Origin of the sequence: Lampropedia puyangensis (assembly GCF_004833285.1) — a bacterium.
Lineage (GTDB): Bacteria > Pseudomonadota > Gammaproteobacteria > Burkholderiales > Burkholderiaceae_C > Lampropedia > Lampropedia puyangensis.
Genome location: NZ_STFG01000001.1, coordinates 301,618 through 326,643 on the forward strand (window position 1 = coordinate 301,618; position 25,026 = coordinate 326,643).

Sequence of the window (25,026 nt, forward strand, 5' to 3'; positions counted from 1 at the left end):
ACTTGGTTTTTTAACGGGTGTTCTTTTTCATGTTGGATGCCCTCTCTTGTTTTTTTCTTTTTCATCTCCACTAACTGAAGGATAAATCATGGAAATCATCGGCAACATCAACGGTCTGGTTGCTCTGGCTTGTGGCTTGATCGTGGGCTTGGGTGCTATTGGTGCTTCGATCGGTATCGCATTGATGGGCGGCAAGTTCCTGGAGTCTTCTGCACGTCAACCTGAATTGATCAACGATCTGCAAACCAAAATGTTCATTTTGGCTGGTCTGATTGATGCGGCGTTCTTGATTGGTGTGGCTATCGCTCTGCTGTTCGCATTCGCAAACCCATTCATCCCAGCTGTCTAATTTCATTCAACGCCACGAAAGAGAGGTGTTGTAATGAATATTAATTCGACACTGTTCTTTCAAGCCATTGTCTTTCTGATTTTGGTGTGGTTCACGATGAAGTTCGTGTGGCCCCCAATTGCGAAGGCTTTGGATGAAAGAGCGCAAAAAATTGCTGATGGGCTGGCTGCAGCGGATAAAGCAAAAACTGAGTTGGCAACTGCCAATACCAAGGTTGAGCAGCAGTTGGCTGCATCTCGTAATGAGACTGCATCTTTGCTGGCTGATGCTGAGCGTCGTGCTCAAGCTATCGTCGATGAGGCGAGAGCGCGCGCATCAGTAGAAGCTGAAAAAATCTTGGCGCAGGCCAAGGCTGATGCGGATCAACAAGTGGTGCAAGCTCGTGAATTGCTGCGCGATCAAGTCGCTGGTTTGGCGGTCAAAGGTGCGGAGCAGATTTTGCGTAAAGAAGTCAATGCCACTGTGCATGCTGATTTACTCAATCGCCTCAAGGCAGAACTGTAAAAGGGGGCTCTATGGCAGAATTGGCCACTATTGCCCGCCCATACGCTGAGGCGCTGTTCAAGGCGGCAGCTGGAGTAGGGGTTGAGCAAATCCAGCAATGGTTGGACGCATTTGCTGCTGTTGCTTCCAATGAAGATGTGCTGCGCGTAGCGCAAAGCCCAAAAGTGAATCGCGAGCAAGTGATTTCGCTGTTCGCAGGTTTGGCCAATGGCGATGTGCCAAATTTGGTCAGTAATTTTTTGGGCGCCGTGGTTGATAACGATCGTCTGGCTGCATTGCCTTTGGTGGCTGCGCAGTTTCGTGCGTTGGTTAACGACAAAGATGGCGCTGCCGATGCGGATGTGTTTAGCGCATTCCCGATTTCCGATGCGGAGCTACAAGCTTTGCGCCCAACGCTTGAGAAGCGTTTTGGCCGCAAACTCAATCTGTCTGTAAAGATGGATGAGGCCCTGATCGGTGGTGTTCGGGTAATCGTGGGTGACGAGGAGTTTGATACCTCCGTCAAAGCCCGTTTGGAACAAATGAAAGCAGCACTGACGGCTTGATAGCCGCTTTAGTGTTTGTAATCAATCAAGCAACAAGGAACGAGTCATGCAACTCAATCCAGCAGAAATTTCTGAGCTGATTAAAAGCCGTATCGAAGGCCTGGAATCCAGTGCTGACGTCAGAAACCAAGGAACTGTGGTTTCTGTGACCGACGGTATCGTCCGTGTTCATGGCCTGTCTGAGGTAATGCAGGGCGAAATGCTGGAATTTCCAGCAGACAAAAATGGCAATGCCACTTACGGCCTCGCATTGAACTTGGAGCGAGACTCCGTTGGTGCCGTGATTTTGGGTGAGTACGAGCACATCTCCGAAGGCGACGTTGTTAAAACAACTGGCCGTATTTTGGAAGTGCCTGTCGGTCCAGAATTGGTTGGTCGTGTGGTGAATGCTTTGGGTCAGCCAATTGATGGCAAAGGCCCAATCAATGCCAAGCAAACTGACGTGATTGAAAAGGTGGCCCCAGGCGTGATTGCACGTCAATCTGTGGATCAGCCTTTGCAAACCGGTTTGAAAGCGATTGATGCGATGGTCCCAGTGGGCCGCGGTCAGCGCGAACTGATCATTGGTGATCGTCAGACTGGTAAAACAGCTGTGGCGATCGACGCGATCATCAACCAAAAAGGTCAAGGCGTTACCTGTATCTACGTGGCGATTGGTCAAAAGGCCTCTTCCGTCAAGAACGTGGTGCGCGCTTTGGAACAAGCCGGCGCGATGGAATTCACTATCGTCGTAGCTGCTACAGCTTCTGAGTCTGCTGCGATGCAATACGTGTCCGCCTACTCTGGTTGCACCATGGGCGAATACTTCCGTGACCGTGGCCAAGATGCGCTGATCGTGTATGACGACTTGTCTAAACAAGCCGTGGCCTACCGTCAAGTGTCTTTGTTGCTGCGCCGTCCACCAGGCCGTGAAGCTTACCCTGGCGATGTGTTCTATCTGCACAGCCGTTTGCTCGAACGCGCTGCTCGCGTGAATGCCGACTACGTGGCTGAATTCACCAAAGGTGAAGTGACTGGCAAAACTGGTTCTTTGACTGCGTTGCCAATCATCGAAACCCAAGCTGGTGACGTGTCGGCATTCGTGCCAACCAACGTGATCTCGATTACTGACGGTCAGATTTTCCTGGAATCGAACCTGTTCAATGCCGGTATCCGTCCTGCGATTAACGCTGGTATTTCGGTGTCTCGCGTTGGTGGCGCAGCCCAAACCAAGCTGGTGAAAAATCTGTCTGGTGGTATCCGTACCGACTTGGCCCAGTATCGTGAATTGGCCGCGTTTGCGCAGTTCGCTTCTGACTTGGATGAAGCTACTCGTAAACAGCTTGACCGTGGTGCACGCGTGACTGAATTGCTCAAGCAAGCCCAGTACTCACCGTTGAACATCGCGTTGATGGGTGCATCGCTGTTTGCTGCCAATAAAGGCTACCTGGACGATATCGAAGTCAAGCGCGTGCTGGACTTCGAAAAAGGCCTGCATCAGTATCTGCAAACATCGCAAGGCGCACTGTTGGACAAGCTGCTCGACAAGAAAGCTTTGGACAAAGACGCAGAAGCGGAACTGGCCTCTGCCATTGAATCCTTCAAGAGATCGTTCGCCTAAGTTGGCGTGTCAACCTCATTGAAAGGAGTTTTCTATGGCAAGTGGTAAGGAAATACGCGGCAAGATCAAATCGGTGGAAAACACCAAAAAGATCACCAAAGCCATGGAAATGGTGGCCGCGTCCAAAATGCGCAAAGCACAAGAGCGCATGCAAGCTGCACGCCCTTATAGCGAGAAAATCCGTACGATTGCTGCCCACTTGGCAGCAGCCAATCCTGAGTATCGTCACTCCTTTATGGTGAGCAACGATGCCAAGGCTGCTGGCGTAATCGTCGTGACGACCGACAAAGGGCTGTGCGGTGGCATGAACACCAACGTGCTGCGCGCAGTGACAAACAAAATCGGTGAGCTGCAAAAGCAAGGGCAATCTGTCCGTGCTGTAGCCATTGGCGGCAAGGGTTTGGGGTTTCTCAACCGTATTGGCGCACCGGTAGTGGCGGAAGTCACTGGCTTGGGCGATACGCCGCGTCTGGAGGCCTTGATTGGCCCCGTGAAGGCGTTGCTGGATGCTTATGTGGCTGGTGAAATCAATGCCGTGTATTTGAGCTATACCAAGTTCATCAACACCATGCGCCAAGAGTCTGTGATTGAGCAGCTGTTGCCGCTTCAACCTGAGCATCTGGATAAAAAAGACGCTCAAAAAGGTGGTGATTGGGACTACATCTACGAACCAGATGCACAGACCGTCATTGACGAGCTGCTGGTGCGTTATGTGGAATCCTTGATCTATGCAGCAGTGGCCGACAACATGGCTTCTGAGCAATCTGCCCGGATGGTGGCCATGAAGGCTGCGACCGACAACGCAGGTACTGTGATCAAAGATCTCAAGCTCGTCTACAACAAAACACGCCAAGCAGCGATTACGACCGAGTTGTCCGAAATCGTGGCTGGTGCGGCAGCCGTCTAAACATTTTGATTGGGAATAGTAATGGCTCAAGCTCAAGGAAAAATTGTTCAATGTATTGGCGCCGTGGTGGACGTGGAGTTCGCACAAGGTTCCGTACCGAACGTGTATGACGCACTCAAGCTCGAGGGCTCTGCCCTGACGCTGGAAGTGCAACAACAGCTCGGCGATGGCGTGGTTCGTACCATTGCGCTGGGTTCTTCTGACGGTCTGCGTCGCGGTTTGATCGTTGTCAACACAGGCAACCCTATCACCGTTCCTGTTGGCACAGCTACGCTGGGCCGTATCATGGATGTGTTGGGTAACCCCATTGACGAACGCGGTCCTGTGGACAGCACGCACACTGCCGTGATTCACCGTAAAGCCCCGGCTTACGACGAGTTGTCACCATCGCAAGAGCTGCTGGAAACCGGCATCAAAGTGATTGACTTGGTGTGCCCGTTCGCCAAAGGCGGTAAGGTCGGTCTCTTCGGTGGTGCCGGTGTGGGCAAGACCGTGAACATGATGGAGCTGATCAACAACATCGCCAAGGCACACAGCGGTTTGTCCGTGTTTGCTGGTGTGGGTGAGCGTACTCGTGAGGGTAACGACTTCTACCACGAGATGTCGGACGCCAAAGTGGTGAACCAGGAAAACCTGGCCGAATCCAAAGTGGCGATGGTGTATGGCCAGATGAATGAGCCACCAGGCAACCGTTTGCGCGTTGCTTTGACTGGTTTGACCATGGCTGAAGCCTTCCGTGACGAAGGCCGTGACGTGTTGTTCTTCGTGGATAACATCTACCGTTACACCTTGGCCGGTACTGAAGTGTCCGCTTTGCTGGGTCGTATGCCTTCTGCCGTGGGTTACCAACCTACATTGGCTGAAGAAATGGGCCGTCTGCAAGAGCGTATTACGTCCACTAAGGTCGGTTCGATTACATCGATTCAAGCTGTGTACGTGCCAGCCGATGACTTGACTGACCCATCGCCTGCGACGACTTTTGCTCACTTGGACTCCACCGTGGTTCTGTCGCGTGACATCGCTGCCTTGGGTATTTACCCTGCGGTTGATCCACTGGACTCGACCAGCCGTCAGCTGGATCCCCAAGTGGTGGGTGAAGAGCACTACCAAGTCGCTCGCGCCGTGCAAGGTACACTGCAGCGCTACAAAGAATTGCGTGACATCATCGCGATTTTGGGTATGGACGAATTGGCTCCTGAAGACAAGCTGCTGGTCGCACGTGCACGTAAGATTCAGCGTTTCCTGTCACAGCCTTTCCACGTTGCTGAAGTGTTTACCGGCGCGCCTGGTAAATACGTGCCTCTGGCTGAAACCATCCGTGGTTTCAAGATGATCACCAACGGTGAAGTGGACCACTTGCCAGAGCAAGCGTTCTACATGGTCGGCACGATTGACGAAGCGATTGAGAAGGCCAAGAAGGTCGCTTGATCTCCAAAGCCTTAGGCGGCCAAGTGATTCATATAGTGAATTACTTGGTCAGTTTCAATCCTAACCGTTGCAAGGAACGCCAATGAGCACCATTCATGTCGACGTGGTCAGCGCCGAAGAATCTATTTTTTCGGGCGAAGCCAAGTTTGTCGCGCTGCCGGGCGAATCCGGTGAATTGGGTATTCTGCCGCGCCACGTCCCTTTGATCACACGTATCAAACCGGGTTCTGTGCGTATCGAATTGCCTGATGGCAAAGAAGAGTTTGTGTTTGTGGCTGGTGGCATCTTGGAAGTGCAGCCCGATCGCGTTACTGTGTTGTCTGACACGGCTGTGCGTGGTGCGGATCTGGACGAAGAGAAACTCAACAAGGCCAAACAAGCAGCAGAAGATTCTATGCGCAACGCCAAAAGCGATATTGACTTGGCAAGTGCCCAGTCTGAATTGGCTGTTTTGGCCGCCGAACTGGCAGCTTTGCGCAGATTCCGCCAAAAGCGTTAACCTTAGCAATGCATTCGTTTGAGTGCGCTGTGTATTGCTTTCGTTCAATGTATGAAAACCGTTGCCTTGGCAACGGTTTTTTTATGCATGCTATTTCAGTAAGGTCTGTCTGATGCTTGTCTTGCCAAACTCAAGCAAGTACCTTTATTCATGACCGTTTTGATAGTTTGTTATGACACATGTTGCTGTGATTGGTGCTGGTATCACTGGCGTAACGACTGCCTATAGCTTGGTTCAGGCGGGATTTGAAGTATCTGTGCTGGATCGCCACCGCTATCCAGCAATGGAAACATCTTTTGCCAATGGCGGCCAACTCTCGGCGAGCCATACTGAAGTTTGGAACAGTATGGAGACCCTGAAGAAGGCTTTTTCTTGGATGCGAACCAAAGAGGCCCCGCTGCTTTTTAACCCTCGTTTTTCCTGGCATAAATACAGTTGGTTGGCTGAATTTATGTATCAAATCCGCCATCACCGTGTTAACAGTGTTGCTTGTACGCGTTTGGCGATTGAGGCGCGCCGCCACTTATTTGCAATGGCAACAGCCGAAGGCATTGATTTTGATTTGGAGCAGCGGGGCATCTTGCATCTTTATCATGATCGTGTGTCTTTTGAGCAAGCGTCGCACGCCACGCAATTGCTCAAAGAAGGGGGCCTAGAGCGCTCTCCAGTCACCAATGAAGAAATCCATCAGTTGGAACCAAGCCTACGCGGGCGTTACTTTGGCGGTTTTTACACCCCAAGTGATTCGACGGGAGACATTCATAAGTTCACGCGTGGACTTGCCAGAGCTTGCGCGCGCAAAGGTGTGGCTTTTATTCAAGACGCAGTAGTCCAGTACATCAAAACGCACTCTAGTGGTGTTGAGGTGCAATGGAAAAATGGCTGTGGTAAGGACGGGCTGCAACCAATAGCGTCCCTGCACTGCGACGCGGTGGTAGTTTGCGCTGGCGTTGGAAGCCGACACTTGGCCAACATGCTGGGTGACCGTATCAATGTCTACCCGGTGAAAGGTTACTCTGTTACGGTGGACTTGTCTGATGCCGACAGCGTAGCCAATGCCCCGTGGGTTAGTCTGTTAGATGAACAGGCGAAAATTGTGACCAGCCGGCTTGGTGAGAACCGGCTGCGCGTTGCAGGTACAGCAGAGTTCAGTGGGGAAAATTGGGATATTCGAGCCGACCGTATCCGACCGTTAGTGCAATGGGTGCGCGATAACCTGCAAGTAGAAACTGAAAAGGTCACCCCATGGGCAGGTTTGCGCCCGATGACGCCCTCCATGCTGCCAGTCGTCGCACGCGGTAAACGGCCACGGGTGTACTACAACACTGGCCATGGGCATTTGGGTTGGACGCTTTCAGGCGCAACGGCTGCTATGGTTACGAGTTTGGTTCACAACGATCTTCCGAGCTGATTCCTTGATGTGTATTGATGAAACTGCGAGTTTTTATTTCACAAGCAGATTCCCCATCATGCCCAAGTCTTCATGCTCAAGAATGTGGCAATGGAACATGCGCAATCCCGGCTCAGTGATGCGCATGCGCAGCTTGGCACTTTCTCCTGCCTTCAGGTTGATGGTGTCGCGCCAAGCTAAGAAGGGTTCAGGCGTCGTGATGCCATCTAGGTTGCGCTCGAGCACTTGAAAGTGTCCGCCATGGATGTGGAAGGGGTGCTCCATGCCCATGGCCGTTGCGTTAATGACCGTCCATTCTTCGACTTCACCCAGACGGCCTTCAATGTCGATGCGTTCCATGTCGTAAGCCTGCCCGTTGACGAGAAAGAGCATGTCTTGCGGGCGCTCATAAGGATTGCTTGGTGCAGGGGCTTCTAGGTCTACAAAATCGGAGAATGCGACCATATGCTCCGCTGTTGGATTCTCCAGCGCTGCAATGGGACGCAAGGTGTCAGGAACGGGTAACGTGGTTTTAGATGTAGGCACTATATCCACATCGGCAAGCACTCTGCGCGGCGATGGCCCAGCCAACCGTCCCATGGCGCCACGGTCATAAGGTTCTGCTACCAATTGCACGCGTGAGCCGCCTTGGCTTGGGGCTGTGACGATGATTTCGGCCCGTTCTGCTGGGGCGAGCAATAGCTCCGTTAACCCATGCACTGGTGCTGTCAACAGGCCTCCATCTGTTGCGACTTGGCTGAAAACCAAACCGTCCAGGCTCAAACGCAGGTAGCGGGCGCTACACGCATTCCAAATGCGCCAGCGTTGTGTACCGACGAGGGTAATCAATGGCAAATGCAAACCATTGATCAGTACAAATTGACCCTCTCGGCCATTCATCCAATCTTCCCGATCATTGGGGGCAACCGTGCCATCTGCAGCCAGTTTCAAATCGGAGATAAATAGTTCTTGTTCTGGAATGTGGCGCAATGGATCGTTGCGATCGCGCACGATGAATGCACCAGCCAAGCCTCGGTAGACCTGCTCTGCGGTCATCATGTGGGGGTGGGGGTGATACCAGTGTGAACCAGCACTGCCTGCAGGCAGTGTGAAGTGGTAGCGGCGTTTTCCGCCTGCAGGAATGAAGTCTTGGGGGGCACCATCTTGGTCTGCAGGCACTGCGAGGCCATGCCAATGGACGGTCGAGGCTTGCGGCAGTAGATTGAAGAAATCAATCTCGATTTGGTCGCCTTCATAGGCCTCAATCAGCGGCCCTGGGGTGCTGTGGTTGTAGCAATAAAAGGGGGTAGGTGGTAGCGATTGCCCCAGCTTCAGACGTGCTGGCGCAGCAACCAAACGGCTGCGAAACAAATTGCCTCGTCTGGCTCTGTTGACCAGGCGTGGCAGCGGTTGTAGCGGTCGGTGTTGCGGCAGACTCGACAATGGGGCCAAAGCTATTGGGCCCGTATAGACAGGTGCATCCATTGCTCCATGCGAAGCCATGCCCGGCATATTGCTGGCCAAGGCTGAACGCAAAGGATGGGACAGGAGTGAGCCTGCACCCAAGCCTAAAAGGAGAATGCGGCGCTTGCGGGAGGGTGTGGAGGACATAGAGCAACAGCAACAGCAAAAGGAAATTCAATTGCACAGCCCCGTGGCACTAACCCTATTGAGTTGACCCAGTGTGCAGTGCACAAGGGGTTGAGCATACCTTGAATCATTTGCTTTGCCTCAATACTCCAATGGAGGAGTCAAGGTTTGGCCTGCGAGTGAATCCGTCCTTGGCATAGCAATTTTCGTATCCATGGCGCTGAATGCAGCGCTTTTAAGGCCGTGCTTGTGACGGCTCAAAAGCGTTGCTTTGGCAGGCATGCATCAGGGGCGTCGCTTGCTTTTGCCTGATGTGACGCCGGGGCGGGGGGGCAGACCTGTATGCTGGGTCAGTAGTTTGCCGCGGGCGGGTGTTGCTGTTGAACGTGTGGCTGTTTTCGCTCCTGCTCTTGTTGCGGTAGGCGCGCCTGCACGGGAGAAGGTTTTGGTTTCTCCTGTTGTGGAGTTGCTACGCCGCGCACTTTTGTAGCTGCCATCGGTCAATGGCTGGTAGGTGGGAATCAGGTGCTGCTTGCCATTGCCAATTAAATCGCTGCGCCCCATGTCTTTGAGTGCTTGGCGCAAAAGTGGCCAGTTGTTGGGGTCATGGTAGCGCAAGAAAGCTTTGTGCAGTCGGCGGCGCTTTTCTCCGCGCACGATGTCGACCTGTTCTTCTTCTTTGTCGCGCATCCAGCGGCGCACGCGTGTCAGTGGATTGCGGCCGCTGTGGTACATCGCCGTGGCTGTGGCCATGGGGCTGGGGTAAAAGGTTTGCACCTGATCGGCACGGAAGCCGTTTTTCTTGAGCCAGATGGCCAGGTTCATCATGTCCTCATCGCTGGTGCCGGGGTGGGCTGCAATGAAGTAAGGGATGAGGTACTGTTTCTTACCCGCTTCGGCGGAGTACTGCTCAAACATCTGCTTGAAGCGGTCGTAACTGCCAATGCCGGGCTTCATCATTTTGCCCAGTGGGCCGGCTTCAGTATGCTCGGGCGCAATTTTCAGATAGCCGCCTACGTGGTGCTGCACGAGTTCTTTGACGTATTCGGGGGATTCAACGGCCAAGTCGTAACGCAAACCCGAACCAATCAAAATCTTTTTGATGCCTTTGAGCTGGCGTGCGCGGCGGTAGATTTTGATGAGCGGGTCGTGGTTGGTATGCAAGTTGGGGCAAATGCCGGGAAACACACAAGAAGGTTTGCGGCACGCCGCTTCGACCTCCGGTGACTTGCAGCCTAATCGGTACATGTTGGCAGTAGGCCCACCCAGGTCAGAAATGACACCCGTGAAACCTTTGACTTTATCGCGAATGTCCTCGACCTCACCAATGATGGAGTCTTCCGAGCGGCTTTGAATGATGCGACCTTCGTGTTCGGTGATGGAGCAGAAGGTGCAGCCTCCAAAACAGCCGCGCATGATGTTGACGGAGGTGCGGATCATCTCCCAAGCAGGTATTTTGGTCTCGCCCTCATGGCTGCCACTTTTATCGGCATAACGTGGGTGAGGATTGCGTGCGTAGGGCAGGCCAAAGACGTAGTCCATTTCCGCTGTGGTCAGTGGAATAGGGGGCGGGTTTAGCCAGACATCGCGTGCAGTGGCACCGCTGCCGTGGCGCTGCACTAAAGCCCGGGCATTGCCTGGATTGGTTTCCAGGTGCAGTACGCGGTTGGCGTGTGCATACAAAATGGGGTCTGCCTTGACTTGCTCGAACGAAGGCAGGCGAATCACCGTTTCGTCACGCGGGGGCAAGGCGCGTTTGTTTTTTCCTTGTAGGTTGGGGTTGAGGTGGAACTGAATGGGCGCAGTCCCATCTGCACTCAAGCCCGTTGCGTTGCTGGTTGTGCTGTCAGCCGTCGCTGCACTGTTGCCTTGCTCATCGCGAGTGCAATTGCTGCCTGCGGCTTCAGCTTGCTCGCTCACGGTCATGTAGGGATTGATGTGCGGCTCAACAGGGCCGGGTGTGTCAATGTCAGTGGAGTCAAGCTCCCACCAAGTCTTCCCATCGTCTTGTAGGCGCCTGACAAAGGCGGTGCCGCGCACATCTGTGATGTCCGCGACTGGTTCGCGTTTGGCCAGCCGATGCGCCACCTCAACCAACGCGCGTTCAGCATTGCCGTAAAGCAGCAAGTCGCACTTGCTGTCCACCACGACAGAACGCCGCACGGTATCGCTCCAGTAGTCGTAGTGGGCAATGCGGCGCAGGCTTCCTTCAATGCCGCCCAGTACGATTGGCACGTCTTTGTATGCTTCGCGACAGCGTTGGCAGTACACAATGGCCGCGCGATCAGGGCGTTTGCCACCTACATCGCCGGGAGTGTAGGCATCGTCACTGCGGATTTTGCGATCAGCCGTGTAGCGGTTGATCATGGAGTCCATATTGCCGGCCGTCACGCCCCAAAACAGGTTGGGCTTGCCCAGCGTTTTGAAAGGTTCTGCACTTTGCCAGTCGGGCTGCGCGATGATGCCAACGCGAAAGCCCTGCGCTTCCAAAACACGCCCGATGACCGACATCCCAAAACTGGGGTGGTCCACATATGCATCACCTGTGACGATGATGATGTCGCAACTATCCCAACCGAGCTGTTCCATCTCTGCACGGGATGTGGGGAGAAATGGGGCGATGCCAAAACGCTTGGCCCAATAGGGCCGATAGCTGCTCAACAGCTTGGCGTTGCGCGGAAAGAAGGAGACGTCGACGGGGGCATTCATGGGGCTTTTTAGCGCGTTGGACAAGGGATGCGCGCGCATTGTGAAGTTGGGGCGTTATTGTAGGGAGCGAGCAGGAACAAGGTGTGACTAGGCGGAGATGGCCCCGCTTGCTATCAGTTCATTGTCAGCGCATGGTCATGCAATGGTTTCAAAGGTGTCGCCACAATCCAGAACCAAGGTTTTTTCGGGCCAACGCAAGGCTGCCAGATGAAAGCGGCTTTGTGCTGGCCGGGTGATGCCCTGCAGGCGCTCACTCCAGCGTGCTCCCACCGAGAAGTCAATACAAAACACATTGCGCAGCTTGCCATGCCAATGGTTACCGGGAATGCCAGCAAAGAGGGCTGCCTCGATCGGGGCATTTGACGGTGTGGATGATGCACTCTGTGGCGTTGTAAAGAGTCGCCAATAATGGCCAACCACGACTGGTGTGGTTTCTTCGTAGCCATTCCACCAGGCTTGGCGATCAGTGAAGCGCCATTTGCCGCCTGCATAAAAGGGCGCTTGCGCGGCGGCTTCAACACCAGTGGTGAGAACTTTGAGCGGATTGGTCATTTGCTTGAGCAACTCACGCTCACCGTGGGCGACAAGCAAGGGAGGTGTTTGGGTGCCGTCTTCCACATCATGTGGCCATTGGGTTTTCTCCTGCAGGATGCGGCGCTGCAATGTGCCACTGTGCGCCTCTTGCTCTGCTTGCGCTTCAAAACAGTCATAAGCGCGCCGTGCACTGCCTAAGGGCAATTGGCGCGCCGCTTCAATCGCTGCAGCCTGCCAAGCGGCATGGACAATCCGCAGATCAGCGCGCTCAAGCGCAACAGGCAGATCGTTGCAAAGCCGCGCGTAGCGCTCGCGCTGGGGAGGTGATGCGACAACGAAGGGGGCGTATTTGGTGCGGTCTCTCTCTGTGCGTGAATCAAAATACCAGCCGGCACCGTCTTTGGCATCGTCTCGTATCAGATTGACTTCATGGTTGCCCAGAACGGCCAGGCAATGCCCCGCTGCATACGCGTTGCAAAACCAATCCATCACGGCAGGCGTGTTTGGCCCGCGGTCGCATAAGTCCCCAACGAAGACCAATTTTCGCCCTTGCGGGTGGGCGCCTTCGGTGTCATAACCGAGGTGGCCGAGCAATTGCTGCAGTGCATCCCATTCCCCATGCACGTCACCGATGATGTCCAACGGGCCTGCGGGCAGTGGCTGGACCAAGCTGGCAGGAGGGATGCAGGCATTCTCTGGCATCACACGGTTTCCTTGACCAGTACTTCACCACGCAAGGTGTAGGTCATGGCATCGGTGATGCGCACGTCCACCATCTGACCAATGAGTCTGGCGGCCTCTGCTGGGGCAGGGAAGTTGACGACGCGATTGCATTCGGTGCGCCCCATCAACTCACCGGCATCACGCTTGGATGTGCCTTCCACCAGTAGGCGCTGCACTGTGCCTACGCGTTCTTCGCTGATGCGTTTGAGGTTGGCATTGATCGCGGCTTGCACTTGCTGCAGGCGTTTGAGTTTGACTTCGTGCGGTGTGTCATCGTGCAAGTTGGCTGCTGGCGTGCCTGGGCGCGGGCTGTAGATGAAAGAGAAGCTGTTGTCAAAGCCAATGTCGTCAATCAACTTCATCAGTTTGCTGAAGTCGTCATCGGTCTCGCCGGGGAAACCTACGATGAAATCACTGCTCATGGCCAAGTCAGGGCGGATAGCGCGCAGCTTGCGCACCGTGCTCTTGTATTCCATGGCGGTATAGCCGCGTTTCATGGCCATCAGAATGCGGTCGCTGCCGTGTTGCACTGGCAAGTGCAGATGGTTGACCAGTTTGTCGATTTTTTCGTAGGCGGCAATCAAACGTGGCGTGAATTCGTTCGGGTGGCTGGTGGTGTAGCGAATACGCTCAATTCCAGGAATGTCGGCCACGTATTCGAGCAGCAAAGCGAAGTCTGCAATCTCTGTGCTGTCGCCCATTTTTCCCAAGTAGGCATTGACGTTTTGCCCCAGCAGATTGATTTCTTTAACGCCCTGACTGGCTAAGTCTGCGACTTCAATCAATACGTCTTCAAACGGACGACTGACTTCTTCTCCGCGGGTATAGGGCACCACGCAGTAACTGCAGTATTTGCTGCAGCCTTCCATGATGGAGACAAAGGCTGAAGCACCTTCAACGCGGGCAGGTGGCAGGTTGTCGAATTTTTCAATTTCAGGAAACGAGATATCGACCTGCGGGCGCGCTTGTACTTCTCGTTCAGCCAGCAGTTGTGGCAGACGGTGCAAGGTTTGTGGACCAAAAACCACATCTACAAAAGGGGCTCGTTTAATGATTTCATCGCCCTCTTGGCTGGCGACGCAGCCGCCCACGCCAATTTTGACGCCCTTGGCTTTGAGGTGTTTGATGCGGCCTAAGTCGCTAAATACCTTTTCCTGGGCTTTTTCACGTACTGAGCAGGTGTTGAACAGAATCAAGTCTGCTTCTTCCACGTTGTCGGTTTTTTCATAGCCGTCAGTGGCGTGCATCAGATCTGCCATTTTGTCCGAGTCGTACTCGTTCATTTGGCAGCCAAAGGTTTTGATAAAGACTTTTTTGGTCATAGCAGTGGGGCGGTGCTCTTTGGTCGAGCTCAAACAGTGATTGCAATGGTGCAAGAGGCCACGCCGTTGGGCGACTTGCACATCTAACCTTGGTTTGCCTTTAACCTGAAGGGCAAAGGCATGTGTAGCAAAGGACTGGGGGCAAAAAGAAGGTCCTGCAAGAGAAGGACTTGCAGCACAAGCGTTGCTTGTTAATGGCCCTTGATGGTGCCGAATCCGAGTGTAGGCGTGGAGGCAGATGCTGCCGTCCCCGCTTTGGGTGCTGCCGCATTTGTGGTTGTGCCAACACCCAGTGGGCCCGTTTGCACTTCCTGTGGATCTTGCGTGGCAGGGCCAAACAAGCCAAACAGTCTGCGTGGGGGCATTTCCGCTTCACGCAAGACCCATGCAGTTTGCAGCATGCCAGTGGAGGTCTCCATCAGGTAACGGACCTTCAGAGATTGGCCTGCAACTTGGGCACTGGGCAGCATCAGATTGTCTTGGTTGAAAATTCGCATGCCGGGCGCCATGCGAAATGCTTGGCCATTGATGCGCGCTGTGTTTGCGTCCAGTACCAGCAAAGTTCCGAACAAGGATTTCTCAGGGAAAACGCGCACCGTATTTGTACTGCTGATACCACTATGCAACGGGGCAATCTGTGCCCAAGCAGTCCCTATGCTCCCCCATCCTGTTGCCGTAGCAATGCTAGCGGCGACCAGCCAAGTTCTTAAAACACGCATTGTGCTTATGGCGTGGGTGAGCTGAAGAGGTGTGTGTCGTGGAGTGTGCTTGCAGCGGATCATGGTGTGTATCCAGAGGCTGTCTGGCAAAAATAATGGTGTGTTGCAGGCCTTGCATGGATTAGGAGCTATATCCAAATGAAAGCGCAAAGTAGATGTGCATTGTAATGGCCGGGCTCTCGAATGAGATCAGTGGCTTAATCTGATTGGCAGGTGTGGTGGTTGGAATGCGACAAATCCTTAAAACACCCAGTTGGTGCAATTTAAAGGGAACTCGGTAAGAAGTGCGAACCCGTTAGCATTGGAAGGGTCGGATTTTTAATGACAAAACCCTTTTCAAAGGCAGCGGCTGATACTGCCTTGATGGGTGGGCTTTGGGGGGAGTTCCTATCTATCTGATGGATGAGAGGACGACCAGCGTTTATCCAATGCGCTACGTGTGCGCAGCGACTGAGGTTGAGGTTTTGGGGCGACTTCATGGCGCATCCAATCGCTTGGCGAAGCTGTCTGCAGCTCTGCTTCATTCCATTGGCCTGTGAACTGCTGCATGTCTCTGCGGTCTTTTTTAGTAGGGCGGCCATGGCGTAGCATGTCGGCAGGTTCTGGTGCCAGCTTGCGCATCGTAGCCTGTTGATCTCGCAACGCTATGCTGGCGGCTGTCTCTTCATACAACAGCTGGGCAGCTGTAGCGGGACCGCGTATGCTACTTAGTGCTTTGACGGTGATCGTCCGCTTCAACGGGCCGTTGGAGATGCAGAGTGTGTCGCCCACTTTAACTTCGCGGCTGGCTTTGGTCGGGGACTCATTGAGTTGGACACGACCCTTGCTGATTTCCTCGGTAGCCAGGGTGCGGGTTTTGTAAAACCGGGCGCACCATAACCATTTATCTAGGCGCATTGCTTCTGTTGGAGCGTGCGCAGCGGCCTTGTCGTTTGGACGTTTACTTAATTTGGAGGTGTTGGCGTTTTTTTGTTGGGCCATGAATTAATGAAAGAGAGAATAGATTTCTGGTGTCAGATGCAACCCTGGTTGGCTGTTGAGGCCAGCCTCAATATGGTACGGAGAAGATCACGCAATCGTGAAAAATGAATAGTGTCCGGCAAAACAAAAAATGGTTTTTTTAAAAAGCAGGGCGAAAAACTTATGCTACACTTACGTTTTTGGCAATTAGGCAATGATTTGATTGTCTGACTTGCAAAAATGCGGGAATAGCTCAGTTGGTAGAGCGCAACCTTGCCAAGGTTGAGGTCGACGGTTCGAGACCGTTTTCCCGCTCCAAATTGTTTACAGACGTACTTCATGTGTCTGTTGCTAGATAAAAAAGGGCCTTTAGGCCCTTTTTTATTGCTGTAGTGTCATCCCTGAGAACCATTGTGGTCAATTCATGGTGAAGGGAAAAGTCATCGCTATCTGTTTGGGTGCAACAGTTGGATATTGCATTGGGTGTTAGCCTCACTAAGCACGCTGCGGCTTTAGTTGTGTTGACGACCACGCAGCGCGGCCATGAATAGGATTACGCCAATGACGCTGCAGGTTAGTGCCAACTGGTAGCGGTAGCCGTCTGCAATGGCCATGTATCCTAAGACTACCAAAATCAGGGCAATAACCAGCCAAGTCAGCCAAGGAAACAGCCACATCTTAAATGACAGTTCAATTCCAGCGCGTTCGGCCAAATAGCGTGAACGGAGTTGCGAGACTGCGATTACCAAATACACCACCAGTGCAATGGCGCCCGTGGTCGAGAGCAGGAAGGCAAAAACTTGGCCTGGCATCAAGTAGTTGACCAGGCAGCCTGCAAACCCTGCCAGCGTTGAGGCTAGTACTGCGGCATAGGGTACACCCTTGCTAGAAACGCGTCGTATGGCGGCTGGTGCATCGCCCCGCGTTGACAAAGAATAGATCATGCGCGACGCTGTATATAGCCCAGAGTTCATGCACGATGTTACCGCTACCAAAACGACGATATCGACAATCAGTTTGGCTTCTGGTAGTTGAAGAATTTCCAGCGTGCGCTGAAAAGAACCTACCTCGAGCAAGCGCGGATCGTTGTAACCCACGATTGAAACAATAAGAGAGATGGACAGGATGTAAAACAACGAGATGCGATATACGACAAGATTGGTCGCTTTGCGGATTTTGTCTCGTGGGTTGTCGGTCTCACCTGCTGCTATCGTCACGACTTCCGCTCCAAAAAAGGAGAACATGGTGATGAGTATTCCACCCAGAACTGCGCTTATACCGTTGGGCATAAAGTTAGAGAAAATAGGCACCGGATCAACTTTGCTGCCCTCAGCGAAGGGCCAGAAGCCAGATAGTGCCATCATGCAGGCGACGATAAAAGCGATGATGGCAAGTACTTTGATGAGAGCGAACCAGAACTCAAACTCGCCAAAATTCTTGACGCTTAACAAGTTGGTGGAAGCCAATGCGATCATGATGACGAAAGCCAGCACCCAAGAGGGGATGCTGGGGAGCCACTGATGCAGAATGTCTGCACCAGCGATGGCTTCGACGGGAATAATCAATACCCAGAACCACCAATAGAGCCAGCCGATGGAGAAGCCTGCCCAAGGTCCAATGGCACGCGCAGCGTAGGTAGAAAACGAACCACTGTCCGGGCTGGCAACTGCCATCTCACCAAGCATGCGCATGACCAGTAATACCAATGCGCCCGTCAGAATGTAGGACAGCACTGCCGCAGGGCCAGTTGCTGCAATGGCGTTGGCTGAGCCTATAAACAGCCCTGCGCCAATAATGCCAGCAATTGAAATCATGGACATTTGTCGTGAAGTCAATCCGTGCGCCAGCGGTCGCTGTATTGTTTGAGTTGCTTTTGACATGCATGTTTCCTCCATCTTGCTGTGATTAATTCTGTGCTGGTGCCGTGCGTGATTTGGCTAGCGCAACCTGTCTACTGAGTTGGTCTGCGGTGGTGCCCCCCTTGTGCTGGAGGGCTACCTTTATGATCTCCAGCACAGCATTTATGCGGGCGAGTTCCTTCCTGGGGTGACACCCCACGTCTGCACTAGCAGTGAAAGGACAAGCCCGGAGGATGCCCTTTTCCCTTGCCCCGGTTTACACGTCGAACTTCACACCTTGAGCGAGCGGCAGCTCACGCGAGTAGTTGATGGTATTCGTGGCGCGGCGCATATAGGCTTTCCATGCATCGGAGCCGGATTCGCGCCCGCCGCCGGTTTCCTTGTCTCCGCCGAAAGCGCCTCCAATTTCGGCTCCCGACGTACCGATATTGACGTTGGCAATACCGCAGTCTGAGCCGCTGGCAGACAGAAATACTTCGGTTTCACGCACATCGTTGCTGAAGATTGCCGATGACAGTCCCTGTGGTACATCGTTTTGCAGTGCAACAGCTTCTTCGAGCTGTTCATAGGTCAGTACATACAAAATCGGTGCAAAAGTCTCGTGCCGCACAGTGTTGGTTTGGCGATCCATCTCAACGATGGCAGGCTTGACGTAGTAGGCATTCGGATACGTATCTTGAAGCACACGTTCGCCGCCAAATACCTTGCCGCCGTCGGCCTGTGCGGATTGCAGAGCAGACTGCATGCCATTGAAGGAGTCCTTGTCCACCAGTGGGCCTAGCAGCGTGCCTTGGTTTAGTGGGTTTCCGATGGGCAAGCCGCTGTAGGCTTTTTTCAACCGTGCTACTAGCGCTTCACGCACGCTGCTGTGTACGATTAGGCGGCGCGTGCTGGTGCAGCGCTGGCCAGCCGTTCCCACTGCTGCAAAAGCAATGCCGCGCACAGCCAGATCGAGATCTGCGCTGGGGGTAACGATGACTGCATTATTGCCCCCCAGCTCCAGCAACGAGCGGCCAAAACGGCGTGCCACACGGGGGCCAACTTCGCGACCCATGCGCGTACTGCCGGTCGCGGACAGTAATGCCACACGTGAATCATCAACCAACTGTTCGCCCACATCATGACCGCCAATCAGCACTTGATTCAGATGGGCTGGTGCGTCAGCAAAGCGCGCGATAGCACGTTCAAATACTGCTTGACAGGCCAGTGCTGTAAGCGGTGTTTTTTCCGACGGTTTCCACACCACTGAGTCGCCTGCAACTAAGGCCAGTGCGGTATTCCAGGACCATACGGCCATTGGAAAATTGAACGCAGTAATAACGCCCACAACACCTAATGGATGCCACGTTTCTAGCATGCGGTGGCCGGGACGCTCAGAGGCGATTGTCAGGCCGTAAAGCTGGCGCGACAGACCAACTGCAAAATCGCAGATATCGATCATTTCCTGCACTTCGCCCAATCCTTCACTGATGATTTTTCCAGCTTCCAGAGAGATCAGTTGACCCAGCGCTTGTTTCTCCGCGCGCAGTTCTTCGCCCAATAAACGTACCAGTTCTCCACGTCGAGGTGAAGGCACATTACGCCACTCCAGCCAGGCAGAATGTGCGCGCTGAATAATCTGGTCGGTTTGCTCAGTTGTGTGTGGCACGAGGCGTCCCAATTCAGCGCCATCAATGGGCGAACGCACTCGCATAGTGCCAGCTTCCTGTAATGCGTCAGCTGCGCCTAGGCGTTCGAGAATTTCGCGAGTAAGTTGTACGGTTTGAGTCATTGGTTGAAATCCAGTGAAGAGATTCTGATGTTGGCGCAACATTGGTGCCGCCATTCGAAAGAGCACCAGGCTCCTGAGTTGAAACAGCCCGAGACGGCTTCATTCATGAAAACCTTGGTCTGAGCACAAGTCCGAATCCATCGTGGTGGACTCAGTGAAACCTCTGGCGCTATTGCCACGGAGCTTCTGATGCGAAACGTTTTTATTGGTAGCTCTCCTCCTTATCGTGAGTTGGCTCAGGATTGGCTAATGGCTTCAGTGTTGATGGTGAGCCGGCACGGATTTGGTTTGTATACCGGCGGTTTCTGCTTCGGCAAATGCTTGCCCAAGGCGCACAACGGCCTCTTGAATTTGTGGCATGTCGGGACCTGCGAAAGACAGGCGCATAGCTTGCAATCCCTTGCCTTCGGGGTCGAAGGCTGTGCCAGGTACATAGAGCACATTAGCGCGCACGGCAGCTTGGAAAAGCACTGCGGAATCGATGGGGCTGACGATATCTACCCACAGGAACATTCCACCCTCAGGAGTGACAAAGCGCACTCTGTCGGTTAACGTCTCCGAGAGAGCTTCCGTTAGTGTTTGCATGCGACGCGAATACTCAGCAGCAGCAAGCGATACGCGCTCCTCGTAACGCCCCAGGCGCAGATATTCGGCTGCAATTGCTTGCGTAAGCGCAGATGTGCACAGGTCGACGGTTTGCTTGGCAATTGCACAGCGGCGCAGCACATCTGGCCTAGCCACTAACCATCCTGTGCGCAATGCAGGAGCTACTGTTTTGGATAGGCTGGAAAGATAAACCACCGGGTTGTCGCTTGCTTGCCATTCGGCGCCATATTGATATAGGGTCGTCGCCTTGTGACCTGTAAAGGTCAGTTCGCCATACGGATCGTCTTCAACTATCAGTACGCCATACTCAACAGCAAGGGCCACAAGCTCACGGCGGCGGCCATCCGCGAGGAGAGTGCCGCCTGGGTTTGAGAAATTTGGCACTGTGTAAAGCAGTTTGGGGCGCTGGTGGATCGGACTCTCAGCGAGAATGACGCGCAATCGGTCTATATCGAGGCCATTGGCGTCTGTTGGAACCGTTATTAATCGGGCATTGGCCAGCCGCAATGCCTGGATTGCCGCAGGGTAAGCAGGGCTTTCGATCAACACCGTATCGCCCGGATCTAGGAAAACCCGCAGTAGCAAGTCGAATGCCTGCTGTGAACCAGTCGTGACGAGTACATCCCCCGCTCCTGCAACTCCCCCTCGACCAGCCATCAGGGCACCTAAAGCCTCGCGCAATTCAGGTTGACCCTCGGTGGGACCGTACTGCAGCACTGCACCTCCACGCACCATCGTACGTTGGCAGGCCTCGTCAAGACCTTCGACGTCAAACAATGAGGGCGAAGGGTAACCTCCGGCCAGAGAAATAATCCCGGGCTGACTCAGATAAGGAAATAGCTCGCGAATCGGTGATCCGGTTGGTTGAGCAAAAAGAGAAGAAAAGGCAGGGAGTGTCATGTCATTTCACATAAAGCATCGTGGTTGCAATTCAGCGTTTGCAGCGGCCAAATTCAGAAGCGCACACCAGTCGCGCTTGCAACTTGGGCGCCGGCTTCGTAAAAAGCCTCGCGCACCGCCTTGCAGGAGACAGTGGCAATAGGAGTTACAGGCAACGGCATTTCCTCCATGCTGATTTCACCCAAAATCAGGCGTGCTATTTCGCGGCCGAAAACGGTGCCCGGTGCAATGCCCCGGCCGTTGTAGCCGCTGAAAGACAGAGTCTGGCGACCAAGTTCATGAAAGCGTGGCAACGCGTTTGAAGTCATGCCGATCTGTCCATACCACTCGTGTTCAAAGTCAACATCGCGCAGTTCAGGAAACAAATCCACCAAAGCTTTCCGAGCCCAGCGCCTGTGCACCGTCAAGCCTGGTCCTCGTAGCGCTCCGACGCTGCCCAAGATCAATCGACCAGCCATATCAAGACGAAACGAGGTAAGAATGGAGCGGGTGTCCCAAGCGCCATGCAAGCCAGGCAGAATGCGGCTGCGCACTTCGCGGCTAAGCGGCTCGGTCGCTAGGTTGAAGAATGGAAGTCGCACAATTTCGCTATGCAACTGCGGCCAAACACCTTTGGTGTATGCATTGGTTGCCACAACCACCCAGTCGGCTTCGACGGAACCGCTGGCTGTATTGAGCTGCCAATGGGTGCCATGGTCTTGGGTGGATACTACGGCACTGTGTTCATACAGGCGAACACCTGCTGCCCTTGCTGCATGCGCCAAACCACGTGCATAGCCCAATGGTTGAATGGTGCCTGCACGTTTATCTAGTAGTCCGCCGGAGAAAGCTGAGGTTCCGGTGGCGCGTGCAATTGCATCCGCATCCAATAGTTCCACAGGAGCGCCTAACTCGCGCCACTGTTGCCAGCGATCCGTTACGTCCTTCAGGCCCGACTGTCCTACTGCACAATGCAGCGTGCCATTGTTAATTGCCTCGCATTCCATGCCGTGCTGCTTTACCAGCCCATAGACCACGGAGGGGGCGTCAGTCAGCAGATGTAGTAGGCGAGAGCCATACACTTGCCCTAATTCATCAGGTAGTGCGCGGGGCTTGACCCACATGCCCGCATTCACCAGGCCGCAATTGCGGCCTGAGCCACCAAAACCAATCTGCTCGCCTTCTAATAGCACCACTGATGCGCCACCAATTGCCAGATGCAGAGCTGTCGACAGACCTGTATAGCCGCCACCGACTACAACAACATCGGCCTTGATAGGGTTTTCGGTTAGGACTGTGCATTCAGGCGCAGGGGGGGCGGAGGCTTCCCACAATCCATGGCTACGTGTATCGCCCTTCATGCTTGCACCTCCGCCATGTAACGCAACCTCAATACTTCTTCAGAATGGCTTTGTGCTGCTTCGTAAAGCTCGATTTCATCGAGCACGTATGTGCCCGGTTGAGCTTCGAAAGTAGCCTTGGCTGAGTAACTCTTCTGCTTCGCCCCACCAAAATTGGATTGAGAGATGCCAGTCGCACTAACTGGGAGGAAGTTTTCGTAAATAATCGGTGTAATCGCCACACTGCTGGATTGCACCAATGTGCGGATATTCCAAGGGCTTCCATCCTTGGCCGCTGCCGCGAAGGGTTTTTGGTCGCGCTGTTCGTAGCGAAAAAATGCAAGGCCACGCTCGTAAAGTTCGGTAAGATCATCTGGGAAATCAGCAGAGACAGTTTTTACTCGTTCCGAATAGTCGCTGCTGATATTGCCTTCTCCATCAATTTCGCGTACCTGTGACGGTAGCTCGTCATACAGTTGACGGCTCGGTCGTGTTAAGGCAATTCCAAGTTGTTCGATTTCACCAAAGTGAGCGGTATGTGAACCTGCATGGTCGTTACTGCCAACAAAGGTGATGTGCTCCTCCATCTCCTTGAAGCTAGTCTGACGCAACAATATCTGATGGATTCTTTTTGCCGGCCCTTCGATCACATCTTTAGTGCGAATTCCCTGTTGTGGCATTTCCATCTGGACGGCATCAATATCCAGCGTACGTGGCGTGAGATGATTAATGTGAGGTCCCTTGAAGCAGACGACATCCGTGATCAAGCGATGGACGCTACGCAGCTGGTGGTAGATTTTTTCATCCACAGTGACCTTGTTATACCAACGGAGGGTTTCGGTGACGCCATGCATAAATGCGTCTGCATCGGCTTCGGGCAGCCCGCCTTGCCGCTCAGTGCGAGCTACCACGCTCAGCACTTGAGTCGGAAAAATATCACTGAGCTCCAGAATAGCTGCGGCATTTCCGTGTAACGCTTCGTCCTCAATCAGTTCAGGCCGCAGCAAAGATGTGAAGATGCGGAAGGGTTTGATGTGCAAGATGTCGTCGTCGACTGGTCTGAAAGCGGTAGAGTGGCCTGGAACGCTAGCAGCCGCTAAGTCGTAATAACCGACAGGGTGCATGCCCATGACGCGGAATACTCGTCGAATATTGGATAACTCGTCAGCAGTGCCTACGCGGATTGCACTATGGCGCTCGATATTCAAACGTGCCAGCTCACCGTGACACTCCAGTGCCTCATGTTGATCAGAATCAGCCAGCAAAACAGCGGCATTGATATCGTGCACCAGCTCCAGCAATACGCCGTATTGATGAACCTCTTGGCGACACATTTCCGACATGGCCCGAGAAAAACGGGAGTGAATTTCATCAGAGGAGGCAAAACTACTGGTAGTCATAGCGCAGCACCGGAAAGTTATGAAATGCACGAAGTTGGTGTAGTTCAGTCTTATATGGAACTATCTAACGATGGCCAACTGCGCAGCGAACTAGCTTTTGAAAAAATTGGCATTTTTATTAAATGCCTTCATTTTTATGGAAAACCCTTATAACTAGTTCTTGTCTCTAGTTATTTTTGCTTTTTTTGCCTTTTGATGTTTGTGATTTTGCGTGCCGATTGATGACTGGGTCAAACGATCATTTAGACTCATGTTGTTCTGATTTGTAATGATTGGGGTTAGTGGATCGTGTGTTTACAAGATTCCTACTACCCATTGCGTTTTCTCGAGGCGTGTGCTAACTGCTGGTGTATATCAATACGGCTCAACGTTCTAGAAACAGATCGGCAACTTGCTGCTTTGCATTCATCCATAGTTGGACTCTGGATACTTGTTCCTCACAAAGACAACTTTGCCATGGCCTTACCTCGTCGCTTTCTGCCTCCGATGCATGTTCTCTGCGCCTTCGAAGCAGCTGCTCGGCTTGGCAGTTTTACTGCCGCTGCTGCTGAGCTAAATCTGACTCAAAGTGCTGTCAGTCGCCAGATAAGAATGCTTGAAGAAATGCTGGATGCTGGCCTGTTCATTAGAGAACGACAGACCGTCAAACTGACCCAGGCAGGAAGTGCGTACGCACAGGAAGTACGCGAGTCTCTCAAGCGCATCGCCAATGCCACGCTGGGGTTCAAGGCGAACCCGCATGGTGGTACGCTCAATCTTGCCATCCTGCCCACTTTCGGTATGCGCTGGCTGGCGCCGCGTCTGCCGCGTTTCATCGCCAGTAATCCCGGTGTCACAATCAATCTCGTAACACGGCTTCAGCCATTTGACTTCCAGTTGGAGAACAGCGTCGATGCCGCTATCCACTACGGTCAACCAGACTGGCCTGGCGCCAAACTAGACTTTCTACTACCTGAGACCGTGGTGCCTGCATGCAGTCGGGCGATGCGAGACCGCTATCACTTCAAGGAGATATCGGATCTGCTGCAAGCACCGCTGCTTCACTTGGTGTCTCGGCCAGATGCTTGGGAGCGCTGGTTTGCGGCGCAGGGGCTCGATGACGTAGTGATTCATGGCATGCTGCTTGATCAGTTTGCATTAGTCACTCAGGCCGCTATTGCTGACTTAGGGGTGGCGCTGCTGCCGCAATTCTTGTTCAAGGATGAATTCGCACGTGGTGATTTAGTCTTCGCCATTGATGCTCCTAGCCAGAATACCGAGGCCTACTATCTCGCTTGTCCTATAGGCAAGCATGACCATCCCCCTTTGCAGGCATTCCGTCGCTGGCTGCAGACTGAAGTTCACGCGCATGAGGTGGCACTGGATCAGGCCTCCTAATTTGTAGAGCGCGCA

20 protein-coding genes and 1 tRNA gene are annotated in these 25,026 nt (G+C 53.5%); 10 read left to right on the plus strand and 11 right to left on the minus strand.

Annotated elements, in window-relative coordinates; all coding sequences use genetic code 11:
- Positions 1–97: 97 nt before the first annotated feature.
- The 8 genes from atpE to E9531_RS01245 all read left to right on the plus strand — a co-directional run bounded on the left by atpE (position 98) and on the right by E9531_RS01245 (position 7,243).
- Positions 98–349: a F0F1 ATP synthase subunit C gene (gene atpE / locus E9531_RS01210; RefSeq protein WP_136572235.1), complete on the plus strand. Its 252-nt coding sequence runs from the start codon at positions 98–100 to the stop codon at positions 347–349.
- Positions 350–382: 33 nt separating this feature from the next.
- Positions 383–853 carry a F0F1 ATP synthase subunit B gene (locus E9531_RS01215; RefSeq protein WP_136571914.1) on the plus strand — a complete coding sequence of 157 codons (471 nt, stop codon included), beginning with the start codon at positions 383–385 and terminating at the stop codon, positions 851–853.
- Positions 854–864: 11 nt separating this feature from the next.
- On the plus strand, positions 865–1,398 hold the full coding sequence (locus E9531_RS01220) for a F0F1 ATP synthase subunit delta (protein ID WP_136571915.1): 534 nt from the start codon (positions 865–867) through the stop codon (positions 1,396–1,398).
- 46 nt (positions 1,399–1,444) lie between these two features.
- Positions 1,445–2,998 (plus strand): F0F1 ATP synthase subunit alpha, encoded by a 1,554-nt coding sequence (gene atpA, locus E9531_RS01225; protein ID WP_136571916.1) that lies wholly within the window; start codon positions 1,445–1,447, stop codon positions 2,996–2,998.
- Between the two features lie 34 nt (positions 2,999–3,032).
- Positions 3,033–3,905 (plus strand): F0F1 ATP synthase subunit gamma, encoded by an 873-nt coding sequence (gene atpG, locus E9531_RS01230; RefSeq protein ID WP_136571917.1) that lies wholly within the window; start codon positions 3,033–3,035, stop codon positions 3,903–3,905.
- Between the two features lie 21 nt (positions 3,906–3,926).
- Entirely contained in the window at positions 3,927–5,333 is a 1,407-nt protein-coding gene (gene atpD, locus E9531_RS01235) for a F0F1 ATP synthase subunit beta (RefSeq protein ID WP_136571918.1), read from the plus strand.
- Between the two features lie 82 nt (positions 5,334–5,415).
- Positions 5,416–5,832, plus strand: coding sequence for a F0F1 ATP synthase subunit epsilon (locus E9531_RS01240; RefSeq protein WP_136571919.1), 417 nt, complete (start codon positions 5,416–5,418; stop codon positions 5,830–5,832).
- Between the two features lie 172 nt (positions 5,833–6,004).
- Positions 6,005–7,243: a D-amino acid dehydrogenase gene (locus tag E9531_RS01245; RefSeq protein ID WP_136571920.1), complete on the plus strand. Its 1,239-nt coding sequence runs from the start codon at positions 6,005–6,007 to the stop codon at positions 7,241–7,243.
- 33 nt (positions 7,244–7,276) lie between these two features.
- Here the strand turns inward: E9531_RS01245 and E9531_RS01250 are convergent, their stop codons facing one another.
- The 6 genes from E9531_RS01250 to E9531_RS17960 all read right to left on the minus strand — a co-directional run bounded on the left by E9531_RS01250 (position 7,277) and on the right by E9531_RS17960 (position 15,800).
- A complete protein-coding gene (locus tag E9531_RS01250) occupies positions 7,277–8,833 on the minus strand; it encodes a multicopper oxidase family protein (RefSeq protein WP_136571921.1) in 1,557 nt (518 codons plus the stop codon).
- 264 nt (positions 8,834–9,097) lie between these two features.
- On the minus strand, positions 9,098–11,521 hold the full coding sequence (locus E9531_RS01255) for a YgiQ family radical SAM protein (RefSeq protein WP_136571922.1): 2,424 nt from the start codon (positions 11,519–11,521) through the stop codon (positions 9,098–9,100).
- A gap of 135 nt (positions 11,522–11,656) precedes the next feature.
- Positions 11,657–12,757 (minus strand): metallophosphoesterase, encoded by a 1,101-nt coding sequence (locus E9531_RS01260; RefSeq protein WP_136571923.1) that lies wholly within the window; start codon positions 12,755–12,757, stop codon positions 11,657–11,659.
- Positions 12,757–14,100 (minus strand): tRNA (N6-isopentenyl adenosine(37)-C2)-methylthiotransferase MiaB, encoded by a 1,344-nt coding sequence (gene miaB / locus E9531_RS01265; RefSeq protein ID WP_136571924.1) that lies wholly within the window; start codon positions 14,098–14,100, stop codon positions 12,757–12,759. The genes E9531_RS01260 and miaB overlap by 1 nt, the downstream gene beginning before the upstream one ends.
- Before the next feature lie 191 nt (positions 14,101–14,291).
- On the minus strand, positions 14,292–14,819 hold the full coding sequence (locus E9531_RS01270; RefSeq protein ID WP_136571925.1) for a hypothetical protein: 528 nt from the start codon (positions 14,817–14,819) through the stop codon (positions 14,292–14,294).
- Positions 14,820–15,206: 387 nt separating this feature from the next.
- A complete protein-coding gene (locus tag E9531_RS17960) occupies positions 15,207–15,800 on the minus strand; it encodes an RNA-binding S4 domain-containing protein (protein ID WP_425293544.1) in 594 nt (197 codons plus the stop codon).
- Positions 15,801–16,021: 221 nt separating this feature from the next.
- Here E9531_RS17960 and E9531_RS01280 point away from each other — a divergent pair.
- A tRNA-Gly gene (locus E9531_RS01280) sits at positions 16,022–16,097 on the plus strand.
- Between the two features lie 194 nt (positions 16,098–16,291).
- On the opposite strand, the gene E9531_RS01285 is transcribed toward E9531_RS01280, so the two are convergent.
- The 5 genes from E9531_RS01285 to hglS form a co-directional block, all read right to left on the minus strand.
- Positions 16,292–17,593 carry an amino acid permease gene (locus tag E9531_RS01285; RefSeq protein WP_244609925.1) on the minus strand — a complete coding sequence of 434 codons (1,302 nt, stop codon included), beginning with the start codon at positions 17,591–17,593 and terminating at the stop codon, positions 16,292–16,294.
- Between the two features lie 301 nt (positions 17,594–17,894).
- Positions 17,895–19,409, minus strand: coding sequence for an L-piperidine-6-carboxylate dehydrogenase (amaB, locus tag E9531_RS01290; protein WP_136571927.1), 1,515 nt, complete (start codon positions 19,407–19,409; stop codon positions 17,895–17,897).
- 255 nt (positions 19,410–19,664) lie between these two features.
- Positions 19,665–20,915, minus strand: a complete 1,251-nt coding sequence (locus E9531_RS01295) for an aminotransferase-like domain-containing protein (RefSeq protein WP_136571928.1) — start codon at positions 20,913–20,915, stop codon at positions 19,665–19,667.
- A gap of 53 nt (positions 20,916–20,968) precedes the next feature.
- The gene (locus E9531_RS01300; RefSeq protein WP_136571929.1) at positions 20,969–22,255 is read right to left on the minus strand and encodes an NAD(P)/FAD-dependent oxidoreductase; all 1,287 of its coding nucleotides are present in this window, start codon (positions 22,253–22,255) and stop codon (positions 20,969–20,971) included.
- On the minus strand, positions 22,252–23,634 hold the full coding sequence (hglS, locus tag E9531_RS01305; RefSeq protein ID WP_136571930.1) for a 2-oxoadipate dioxygenase/decarboxylase HglS: 1,383 nt from the start codon (positions 23,632–23,634) through the stop codon (positions 22,252–22,254). The genes E9531_RS01300 and hglS overlap by 4 nt, the downstream gene beginning before the upstream one ends.
- 456 nt (positions 23,635–24,090) lie before the next feature.
- Between hglS and E9531_RS01310 the strand changes: the two genes are divergently transcribed.
- Entirely contained in the window at positions 24,091–25,011 is a 921-nt protein-coding gene (locus tag E9531_RS01310) for a LysR family transcriptional regulator (protein ID WP_136571931.1), read from the plus strand.
- Positions 25,012–25,026 lie beyond the last annotated feature (15 nt).